Consider the following 9,813-nt stretch of genomic DNA (forward strand, 5'->3'; position numbering starts at 1 on the left):
AGATGGGTTTTTTTGATTTCGTCAAGCATGCAGGTGAGAAGCTGTTTGGTGCCAAGGAAGCAGAAGAGGCGTCCGCCGCGGTGGCCAGCGCGCCAGACGACGACGCGGCGAAGGCGCGAGTCGACGAGTTGAACCGCGAAGCCGGCGCAGCGATCGAATCCTATGTCAATACGCAAGGCTTGTCGGTGACCGGCTTGACCGTCACGTTTGACGGTTCGACCGGCGTGGCAACCGTTTTTGGCGTCGCCGCCGACCAGGCCAGCAAGGAAAAGATCCTTTTGTGCTGCGGCAACGTCACGGGAGTTTCCCAGGTCAACGACATGATGTCGGTCGACCAGAGCGAGCCCGAGGCAAGCTTCTATACGGTCGTCTCCGGGGACAACCTGTCGAAGATCGCCAAGGCGCACTACGGTGATGCCAATCAGTACATGGTGATCTTCGAAGCGAACAAGCCGATGCTCACGCATCCCGACAAGATCTATCCCGGGCAGGTCTTGCGCATTCCGCCCCAATAGCGGCAGCTCTATTCAGGGACAATCATGGGAATCATCTGGACAATCGTTCTCGGCTTCGTGATCGGCGTGGTCGCGAAGCTGATTCATCCGGGCAAGGAGAACATGGGCTTCATCGTCACCGTTCTCCTGGGCATCGCCGGTTCGTTCTGCGCTGGCATCGTCGGCCAAATGCTCGGCTGGTATCGGGCGGGAGAGGGTGCCGGCTTCATCGCTTCGGTGGTCATGGCGATCATCCTGCTCGTCATCTACGGCAAGGTGCGTAGCGGATCGTCGTAAGCTCCGGCGGCTTCGGCTAGGTGAACGCGCCTAGCCAGCCGGAACCTTCGCCGGCTGTGCGCTTAATCCGGCGCTTGGCGCGGCCGGCTAAGGCGCTCTAACATCGCGCGTACGGCCTTGATTTGTTTGCCGTCGCGCGTCTGATAATCGTCGCCGGTATAGCCCCACCAGTCCCAGCAGGCGAAGGGATTGGTGATCCATTTCCACGACCACAGCGCCGGGCCGTGGCGTGCTGCGGTCTGCGGATAGAGCGCGATGATCCGGTTGGTGTCGGCCCAGCGGTTGTAGCCGGCACCCTCGACGAAGCGTCTGCCGATCTGCCCGGCGCTTTGCCGACAGCCGTGGAAGACGACATGGATGCGGCAGGGCGAACTCCGGCAGGCACGCGGGACATAGACGAAGCCCTCTTCGGCGAGTGAGGCGTCGATCGGCCTGCCGTCGATATAGGGCTGCTGCTTGAAGCGCAGCAACTCGCCGCCCGGCGTCGCTGCCGGCGCCTGCAGCGGACCGAGCAGGTGGCTCAGGATTTCGCCGGCGGCGTCGAGATCGCCGCAGCGGTTGATGTAGGGCGAGGCAAACTTTTCGCAGGCGTTGGGCTGCGCCTCGCTCACCGAAATCATGGCGTGCGCCGCTTCCGGGTGGCGAACGAAGCGGATCGCCGCAGGCGGCAGCCATTCGGCGTAATACGCGGCGAGTCGTTCCATTACCGGTGTGGCTACCGTCTCATCCCGGCCGCCGGAAAAGAGCCAGACGCGATCGTCGCGCAGGCCGTCGAGCGGATCAATACGGTTCTGCCTGGCCAGCGCTTCGCTGCGTTGCCGCAACTCGGCGACCGACGGTAGCGGCGCCCACGACGATGGCGCCATGCATTGGGTCAGCGCGCGCCAAGCTGAGCCGTCGGCGCAGGCGTAAGGTCCGCCGGCGAGCACGCCGGCGCCGCGCACCAGGCTGGCGTGCGCGACCTGGAACTGAACGGCCATGTAAGCGCCGGAAGAGACTCCGGAGACGGTCACACCCGCCAACGCTGCGCCGAGCGCCGGCAGTGCTGCGAGTGGCGGCTGGGCGGCTGCCTTCGCCGGGAGGAGCAAGGCGGGAAGCAGGAGGGCTGGCGCAAGCAGTGGGCGCGTGCGGGCAAGGAGTGCCGTCACGCGGCGGAGGACCCGCTTCGCCTTCTGCCTTGTGCATCGGTGTGGCCTTCCCCAGCGCGGCGGGCGGCCTGTTGTCCGGTCGGTCGCCGCCGCCGGCTCGTTGCCTCTCGCGAGTGGGGAAGCGGTCGCCAGTTCGTAGTCGCCGACTTGATTCTGCACGAGATTGTTCATTTCCATACGCTGGGTAAAGGCCTGGAGGTGATTGCGCGTGAACTGGCCAGCCGACACGCCGCGTGCCGTAACCGGGCACTCGCCTCGGCTACGAAGCCGCGCGCTGCGTGCCCGACGGGCTGGAAGGCGGAGCTCATAACGTCGCGGATGAATCGTCCGTGTTCGTCACACCGGGCTCGACGCCATTCGGAAACGCGGTTGAGCGCTTGGTCATTCGGTGAACCGCCCGCTGACGCGAAGGCCGCAACGGCGGGCTGATCGCTGCCGCTAGGAATGATATCGCCGATGCCGCTCGCCGCCAATCGAGGTGCCCGCCCTCCGCAGGCGGCGCCGAAAAAGCGGCGTTGCGCGATCGCTCTCCCGTCGTCAGCGCACTTGCTTCGCCGCAGCCATCGTGTGGTGGCCGGCTGCACTCGCCGCACCGGGCCAGGCACAGCGCGGGCGAGTTCGCTTACACTTCGCGGTTGGCCAGCGTCGCATCCTTGACCCCGCTCGCGCAGTGCGGTATATCAGGGTGCCTGTGGGGGTTGCATTCGGTGCGTGCGCCCGTTTGCCGCCGGTTTGCCCGGTGCCGGGGGGCCGCCGCGATTGCGGCCCGGACCGATGGAGTGCTTGACTACGTTTGGGGAGCGATGATGGAACGTGAAGCGATGGAGTACGACGTAGTGGTCGTCGGGGCAGGTCCGGCGGGTCTGAGCGCGGCAATCCGCCTGAAGCAGCTCAACCCGGAACTCGGTGTCATGGTGCTGGAGAAAGGGTCGGAAGTCGGCGCGCACATCCTGTCCGGCGCGGTCATGGAGAGCCGCGCGCTCGACGAATTGTTGCCCGACTGGCAGGCGCAGGGAGCGCCGCTTGGCGTCCAGGTCAACGAGGATCAGGTCTATCTCTATCGGAGTCAGACGTCGGCCGTTCGCCTGCCCGCCTTCGCGGTACCGGCGCCGATGCACAACCTGGGCAATTACATCGTCAGTCTGGGCAGCCTCTGCCGCTGGCTGGCCGAACAGGCCGAGGCGCTCGGCGTGGAAATCTTCCCGGGCTTTGCCGCGGCCGAGATCCTGTACCACGATGACGGTGCGGTGAAAGGCGTGGCCACTGGCGACATGGGACGCGACAAGCGTGGCGAGGCGAAGGACAGCTTCCAGCCGGGCTTGGAGTTGCACGCCAAATACACGCTGTTTGCCGAAGGTGCCCGCGGTCAACTGGGCAAGGAACTGATCGCACGCTACGATCTGGCCGCCGGCAGGACCGCCCAGCACTACGGTATCGGCATCAAGGAGCTGTGGCAGATCGACCCGGCCAAGCATCGCGCCGGGCTCGTCGTGCACGGTGCCGGCTGGCCGCTCAGCGAACACGGTGCGACCGGCGGTTCGTTCCTCTATCACATGGCGGACAATCAGGTCGCGGTTGGCCTGATCGTGGATCTGAACTACGCCGATCCCTATCTCTCTCCCTTTGAGGAATTCCAGCGCTTCAAGACGCAAAGCGGCATCAAGGCGTATCTCGAGGGCGGCAAGCGCCTCTGCTATGGCGCCCGGGCGATTACCAAGGGCGGTCTGAACAGCCTGCCGAAACAGACATTTGCCGGTGGCCTGCTGCTGGGCTGCGATGCCGGGACCTTGAATTTCGCGAAAATCAAGGGCATCCATACGGCGATGAAATCGGGCATGCTGGCCGCCGAGACGGTGCACGCTGCTCTGCAGGCGGGCGACCAGGGGCGCAGCGAACTCGTCGCGTATAGTAATGCCTTGCAGAGTTCATGGCTTTACAACGAACTCTATTCGGCGCGCAATTTCGGGCCGGCGCTGCACAAGTTCGGCACCTTCCTCGGCGGCGCATTCAACTGGATACAGATGAACCTCTTTGGCGGAAAGATGTTCTTCACGCTGAAGGATGAAACTGACGACCATTCGCAGCTCGCGCGCGCGGCCGATCGGCAGCCGATCACGTATCCAAAACCGGATGGCCAGATCACCTTTGATCGCCTCTCATCGGTCTTCATGTCGAACGCGGCGCATGAAGAGGATCAGCCGGTCCACCTGCAGTTGCTCGATCCGCAAAAGGCGATCGTGATCAACTTCCGCGAGTACGCCTCGCCTGAACAGCGCTACTGTCCGGCTGGAGTGTACGAGATCGTCGAGGAGGCGAGCGGCCCGCGCCTGCAGATCAACGCGTCGAACTGCGTACACTGCAAGACCTGCGACATCAAGGATCCCACACAGAATATTCGCTGGGTGGCGCCCGAAGGCGGTGGCGGTCCGAATTATCCGAATATGTAGATATCGCTTGCCGCGGGGAAGGCGTTCAGCCGGCAGCCATGGGTGGCAGCGGTGGGGTGGCAGTGGCTCAAGCGGCCGGTGGCCGCGGCCACTTTCCTTGCGCGAGGTGTTGCGCAAGCGCCCAGTCGATGTGCTCGCGCACCAGCGGCGTCGCCGAGTCTCTGCGCTGCTCGAGGGCAGCGACGACTTGCGGCGTCCCTGGCGCGTTACCGAGCGCCACCGCGATGTTGCGCAGCCAGCGTTGATAGCCGATACGGCGGATGGCGCTGCCCGCCATCCGCGCGGCGAACTCCTCTTCGCTCCACGCGAAAAGCGCTGCCAGTTGCGGTGCGTCCAGCCCATGTCGCGGCGCAAAGTCGGCCTCACCGAACTGTCCGAAGCGGTTCCACGGACAGCAGATCTGGCAGTCGTCGCAGCCATAGATTCGGTTGCCGATCAGCGGGCGCAGCGCGTGCGGGATGGGGCCGGCGAGTTCGATCGTCAGGTAGGAAATGCAGCGCCGGGCATCGACCTCGTACGGCGAAATGATCGCGGCGGTTGGACAGGCGTCCAGGCAGCGCCGGCAACTACCGCAGTGATCAGCGATCGGCGCGTCGGCCGGTAGCGGCAGGTTCGTGTAGATCTCGCCGAGAAAGTGCCATGAACCCATGCAAGTCAAGCTCAGCGTGTGCTTGCCGCGCCAGCCGACGCCAGCCAGGCGGGCGAATTCGGTTTCGAGAACCGGCGCGGAGTCGCAGAAGGCGCGGCAGGCAAATCGCTCGCCCAGGCCGCGGGCGACCAATTCAAGCCGTAGTTCGTCGGCCAGTTGCTGCAGACGGCGACGCATTGTCTTGTGATAATCGCGCCCGAGCGCGTAGCGCGAAACGTAAGCCAAGGTGCCGTCGGCGAGCACTTGCCGGGCATCGGCAGCGACCGGCCAATACGGAAGGCGTGCCGAGATGACGGTCAGCGCGCCCGGCAACAGGCTTTGCGGTGCGCAGCGCAGGGGCGCGTGTTTGGCCATATAATCCATCTCGCCGTGGCGGCCGAGAGCCAGCCAGCGCAGCAGGTGGTGGCTGGCTGCCGAGACGTCGGCGCGCGCGATGCCGATCGCTGAGAAGCCCAGCGCGCGCCCCCATTCCTTGATCCTGATGACCAGATCGGCGTAGGCGCAGGATTCGTTTGCCTGTTCGCCGTCCTCACGCCTGGTGGAGTCAAGCCCTTGCATAGCCCGGATCATACCCAGTGTACGCTCAGACTGCAGCTTCCCGACGAAACGGCCACCGCCAACCTGGGTGGCCAATTGGCGCCCCTGCTATTTCCCGGCATGGTGGTCTGGCTCGAGGGCGGGCTGGGTGTCGGTAAGACCACGCTGGTGCGTGCCCTGTTGCGCGCCCTGGGCCACCGCGGCTCGGTGAGAAGCCCTACCTACACACTGGTTGAAATTTACGTAATTTCGAGGATATACTGGTATCACTTTGATTTCTACCGGTTTAACCTTCCAGAAGAGTTTGTGGATGCAGGGCTTGGCGAATATTTCCGTGGTGATTGCGTGTGTTTGGTCGAATGGCCGCAAAAGGCCGTTGGCTACGTGCCGCCGGCTGACCTGGTCGTACTCCTGCAGATGGCGGAGAACGGAAGGGTTGGCGAGGTCGTTGCGTACAGTGAGGAGGGCAAACGATGTCTGAGCGAACTCCGAAGTCATTGGCCGGTCGTCGCCAACTGATCAAGCTGGCTGGCGCCTCGCTCTTCCTGAGCGTCAGCCCGCTGCCAGCGGTCGCGGCCAGCCGCAGTTCGGGCATTACTGCAGTGCGCATCTGGCCGGCGGCGGACTACACACGGGTCACGATCGAGCACGCTGCGCCGCTCAAGTACGCGCACTTTACCGTGAAGGATCCTGATCGGCTGGTAGTCGATCTGGAAGGCGTCGAGTTCAACAGCGTGCTCGAAAGCCTGGCGAGCAAGGTGGTAGCCGACGACCCGAACATCCGCCGCTTGCGTGCCGGGCGCTACAAGCCGGGCGTCGTTCGGTTGGTCATGGAACTGAAGAACGAGGCCAACCCGCAGGTCTTCGTGTTGCCGCCGGTCGGCAACTACGGACATCGACTGGTGCTCGACGTCTACCCGCTGAACCCGCAGGATCCCTTGCTTTCCTTGCTCGACCGCGGTGAGCCCGGTACGCCGGTCGACGGGCGGGCGGGCGGCAAGGCCGACAGCCGTCCCGAAGCGCTTGCCGAAACGCGCCCCGAGGCGAAGGTCGAGGTGAGGAGCGAGGCCAAGGTCGAGACAAGAAGCGAAGCGAAGTTCGATGCCCGGGCCGAGTTGCGAGGAGAACATGCGGGTGAAAGCAGGCAGCTTGCCAAGCGGCCTGGCAGGCCGGTAGTCGACCGCTTGGTTACGATCACCCTTGACCCCGGACACGGCGGTGAAGACCCGGGGGCCGTCGGCCGCGGCGGGAGTTACGAAAAGAACGTCACGCTGGCCGTTGCCCGACGCTTGCGCGCCAAGATCGAGAGTGAGCCGAACATGCGCGCCGTCCTGACGCGCGATTCGGACTATTTCGTTCCGCTGCAAGCCCGCGTGCAAAAGGCGCGGCGCATCCAGTCCGATCTCTTCGTGTCGATCCACGCCGATGCCTTCGTTCGCCCCGACGCCAACGGCTCATCGGTCTTCGTCCTCTCCGAGAGTGGCGCCTCGAGTTCGGCAGCGCGCTACCTGGCGCAGAGGGAAAACGCGGCCGATCTGATCGGTGGCGTGAACATTGACGTCAAGGATCCCGTCCTCGCGCGTACGCTGCTTGATCTCTCGCAGACGGCAACGATCAACGACAGCCTGAAGCTCGGCAAGGCTGTGCTCGGCGAACTGGGAGGGATCAACCGCCTGCACAAGGCGACCGTCGAGCAGGCGGGTTTCGCCGTCCTCAAGGCGCCGGATATTCCGTCAATCCTCGTCGAAACCGCCTTCATCTCCAATCCAGAGGAAGAGAAGCGTTTGAATGATGACGCGTATCAGGACAAGATCGCCGAGGCGATTCTCTCGGGGATCCGGAAGTACTTGGCGAAAAACCCGCCGCTGGCCAAATCGAGGCTTGCCCGGCTCGACTAACCGCGTTGCCGCGCGATCAGACGACGCGATCAGAACATACCGGCGGCCCGAAAATAGCGGTTTCAAATCGCGCCCGGCACTGCTAAAATTGTCGCCGTTGCTATGCTTCACAGCAGCAGGCCGCTGTAGCTCAGTCGGTAGAGCAGCGCATTCGTAATGCGAAGGTCGACAGTTCGATTCCGTCCAGCGGCACCAAATAAACAAGCACTTAGCCATACCCGCAAGGTCTGGCTTTTCTGTGGGGTTACGCCGGGGTTACATTTGCCGTTTCTTGGCCTGTAATCTTGCCCGCCGCGCCATCGCCGCGTCGGCCGGAAATTTTTCATCGCCGGTGACGGACACCTTGCCGGACGCCATGGCTGCGGACACCATCGCCGCCCCAACGAAAAACCCGGCGCTTGGCCGGGTCTGGTTCCAGTGCCTCAATCAATTGGCCTTCGCTCTGGCGGAAGAATCCCGACCTCCTGCAACTTCTGCAGCATGCTTTCGCGCTCGCTGCTGCAGTAGTTCTCCAGGTCGACGGCGAGGTAAGCCCCGGCACTGGCTAGCTTGACGATGCGTGGCGAGAACTTCTCGCCTTCGGCTTCTCGCTGGATGCTGACCAGAATCTCATTCAGCCAGCCGAAACCCTTCGCAGCCATCTTGGCGGGGCCAAGAACATCCTCGGGTGGTTGACCGAAAGCTTCCTTGATGGTGGTGACCAGGTCTTCGGTTCTCATGGCTGGAGTCCTCCGACCTTCAGATCGTCGCGCCACCGTTCGGCCAGGTCTGCGTACCGCGCAGCGATGCCCCGGCCAGCGGCGATCAGGCTGCCTTGGGCCAAGAGGTTGTCGCTTCCGTCGATCTCGCCCAAGAGCACTTCAAGACAGGTGAAGGCTTTGCTGCACGCCAGGAAGTAACCGATCGCCTCCTCAACGTACATCCGTCGGTGTGCTCTGTCCGGGGAAAACGATTCCTGACCGCCATTGCGCGCCCGCAGGCCGTCGATCACCGCGCGGGCGATCGCTTCGGCGAAACCGCATTCCTCGCCCCATCCGGTATTGCCGAACGTGGTGGACTCTCCGCGCCGGAAGTCGCAGCTGCCGGACAGGGCGAACCGCACGGCGTTGTAGGCTTCCAGTTCGCTGTGCTCTGCCAGTTCGGCGATTTCGGCCAGGTAGGATTGGCCGACGGCGTGCTTGCTACCCCAGTCCTCAAGGGGTTCGTGCGTCACGGACCAGTTGATCAGCCGGCCCGCGTCGTCGCGCCTCGTGAAGCTCAGATCGTCGCGGCTCATGATCGGGTTGATGTTGTTCTCAGCCACGGCACACGCTCCTTTCGGCAACGGAGAGGAACGACGCCAGGACAGCCGGCAACGGCTCGTCACTGCCATGCAGGGCATCTTGCAGGACGTACAACCACTCAACGAGGATGCGCGCCGATTCGCGCCGGTTTGGTGGCAAGCTGGCATTGACGACAAGACGAGCGTCGTTGATGGCATCGAGCAGAATCAGGCCAACGGCGGCCAGGGCGTTGATGCCGTCAGGCGTGAAGCGGTTGAGGGAAGGCAGCGTGCGGGATTGGCGCACGTCGGCGCCGGGGGTGTTGGACATGGTGTGACTCCAAGTAGCGTTGATGTTCTCGCCGTCCCTGACGCCAATCAAGGAGGGCAGACCGTGCGGGTTGGCGTACCGGTACTTGGAACCGGCGAGCACGAAGGCTCCCCGCACGGTCGCCCAAAACCGGGAACCATGCCAACGGACATGAAAAAAGCCGCGATGCAGGCGGCTTGTCCGCCAAGTATCCGAGACGCCAATCTCGCATCGCTGATGCGCAGCGACGGCGCCAGTATCAGCCAGTCACCAGCAGCACGTCAAGGACTTGCGCAATCGCGCCAGGACGAGCGATCTGCGTCGGGGCAATACCCATCTCCGACTGCGCCACAAAACGCCCCCTGAGCATCGCCAGCGAAGGCTTGCCATAAGCATTGCGCAGTGCAACGTATGCAATTCTTGCGCCAGTAGTGCCTGTTACCCGCTGAACGTCATCAGCAGCAAGCTGAGGCACGGTGCATGCTTTGCGTTGCGTTGCTAATGGCATTGTGCAGCGCGGTTCTTGTCAGGCGTTCGACTCGTCGCCATTGGACCAAACCTTGTGGTCAACTTGGGTGTCTATGGCTTTGGTTGCGGCCAGGGCGGCTGCCGCTCTACAAGACCGGTTTCTGCTTCTTCGGCCTTCCGCCCTGTTACGTCCCGCCCGATTCAAGACTCTGCGTCGCGAGCTATTCCGGGGTGAGACAAGAGGAAAGTCCCACGCTGTAGTCGGGCGGATTTTGGCCGGCATCAGCGTGGGACAAGGCGCTTA

10 protein-coding genes and 1 tRNA gene are annotated in these 9,813 nt (G+C 63.6%); 6 read left to right on the top strand and 5 right to left on the bottom strand.

Annotation, left to right across the window (positions count from 1 at the left end; genetic code table 11):
• The first annotated feature begins 2 nt into the window (after positions 1–2).
• Complete coding sequence (lysM, locus tag Q1L59_RS15755) at positions 3–515, top strand: peptidoglycan-binding protein LysM (protein WP_300333994.1); 513 nt, start codon at positions 3–5, stop codon at positions 513–515.
• A 24-nt stretch (positions 516–539) separates the two neighbouring features.
• On the top strand, positions 540–791 hold the full coding sequence (locus Q1L59_RS15760) for a GlsB/YeaQ/YmgE family stress response membrane protein (RefSeq protein ID WP_300333997.1): 252 nt from the start codon (positions 540–542) through the stop codon (positions 789–791).
• A gap of 62 nt (positions 792–853) precedes the next feature.
• Here the strand turns inward: Q1L59_RS15760 and Q1L59_RS15765 are convergent, their stop codons facing one another.
• Positions 854–1,939: a poly(3-hydroxybutyrate) depolymerase gene (locus Q1L59_RS15765; RefSeq protein ID WP_300334000.1), complete on the bottom strand. Its 1,086-nt coding sequence runs from the start codon at positions 1,937–1,939 to the stop codon at positions 854–856.
• Positions 1,940–2,745: 806 nt separating this feature from the next.
• On the opposite strand from Q1L59_RS15765, the gene Q1L59_RS15770 reads away from it, so the two are divergent.
• The gene (locus Q1L59_RS15770; RefSeq protein WP_300334025.1) at positions 2,746–4,386 is read left to right on the top strand and encodes an electron transfer flavoprotein-ubiquinone oxidoreductase; all 1,641 of its coding nucleotides are present in this window, start codon (positions 2,746–2,748) and stop codon (positions 4,384–4,386) included.
• 67 nt (positions 4,387–4,453) lie between these two features.
• Here Q1L59_RS15770 and queG read toward each other — a convergent pair whose 3' ends face one another.
• Positions 4,454–5,593, bottom strand: a complete 1,140-nt coding sequence (gene queG, locus Q1L59_RS15775) for a tRNA epoxyqueuosine(34) reductase QueG (RefSeq protein ID WP_300334002.1) — start codon at positions 5,591–5,593, stop codon at positions 4,454–4,456.
• On the opposite strand from queG, the gene tsaE reads away from it, so the two are divergent.
• From tsaE to Q1L59_RS15790, 3 genes are all read left to right on the top strand, one after another.
• Positions 5,588–6,091 (top strand): tRNA (adenosine(37)-N6)-threonylcarbamoyltransferase complex ATPase subunit type 1 TsaE, encoded by a 504-nt coding sequence (gene tsaE / locus Q1L59_RS15780; RefSeq protein ID WP_300334005.1) that lies wholly within the window; start codon positions 5,588–5,590, stop codon positions 6,089–6,091. The genes queG and tsaE overlap by 6 nt on opposite strands.
• On the top strand, positions 6,046–7,470 hold the full coding sequence (locus tag Q1L59_RS15785; protein WP_300334007.1) for an N-acetylmuramoyl-L-alanine amidase: 1,425 nt from the start codon (positions 6,046–6,048) through the stop codon (positions 7,468–7,470). Before tsaE ends, Q1L59_RS15785 begins: the two co-directional genes overlap by 46 nt.
• A gap of 119 nt (positions 7,471–7,589) precedes the next feature.
• Positions 7,590–7,665: transfer RNA gene (locus tag Q1L59_RS15790), tRNA-Thr, on the top strand.
• 227 nt (positions 7,666–7,892) lie between these two features.
• On the opposite strand, the gene Q1L59_RS15795 is transcribed toward Q1L59_RS15790, so the two are convergent.
• From Q1L59_RS15795 to Q1L59_RS15805, 3 genes are read right to left on the bottom strand one after another with little or no spacing between them, the layout of a single operon-like run.
• Positions 7,893–8,189: a hypothetical protein gene (locus Q1L59_RS15795; RefSeq protein WP_300334010.1), complete on the bottom strand. Its 297-nt coding sequence runs from the start codon at positions 8,187–8,189 to the stop codon at positions 7,893–7,895.
• Complete coding sequence (locus Q1L59_RS15800) at positions 8,186–8,773, bottom strand: hypothetical protein (RefSeq protein ID WP_300334013.1); 588 nt, start codon at positions 8,771–8,773, stop codon at positions 8,186–8,188. The genes Q1L59_RS15795 and Q1L59_RS15800 overlap by 4 nt, the downstream gene beginning before the upstream one ends.
• On the bottom strand, positions 8,766–9,164 hold the full coding sequence (locus Q1L59_RS15805) for a hypothetical protein (RefSeq protein ID WP_300334014.1): 399 nt from the start codon (positions 9,162–9,164) through the stop codon (positions 8,766–8,768). The genes Q1L59_RS15800 and Q1L59_RS15805 overlap by 8 nt, the downstream gene beginning before the upstream one ends.
• Positions 9,165–9,813 lie beyond the last annotated feature (649 nt).

The sequence above is a fragment of the Accumulibacter sp. genome (genome assembly GCF_029255125.1).
GTDB lineage: Bacteria > Pseudomonadota > Gammaproteobacteria > Burkholderiales > Rhodocyclaceae > Accumulibacter.

Coding starts and splice junctions, on each gene's coding strand:
- queG (WP_300334002.1), bottom strand. CDS start 5,593: ATGCAAGGGCTTGACTCCACCAGGCGTGAGGACGGCGAACAGGCAAAC.
- Q1L59_RS15770 (WP_300334025.1), top strand. CDS start 2,746: ATGGAACGTGAAGCGATGGAGTACGACGTAGTGGTCGTCGGGGCAGGT.
- lysM (WP_300333994.1), top strand. CDS start 3: ATGGGTTTTTTTGATTTCGTCAAGCATGCAGGTGAGAAGCTGTTTGGT.
- Q1L59_RS15785 (WP_300334007.1), top strand. CDS start 6,046: ATGTCTGAGCGAACTCCGAAGTCATTGGCCGGTCGTCGCCAACTGATC.
- Q1L59_RS15795 (WP_300334010.1), bottom strand. CDS start 8,189: ATGAGAACCGAAGACCTGGTCACCACCATCAAGGAAGCTTTCGGTCAA.
- Q1L59_RS15760 (WP_300333997.1), top strand. CDS start 540: ATGGGAATCATCTGGACAATCGTTCTCGGCTTCGTGATCGGCGTGGTC.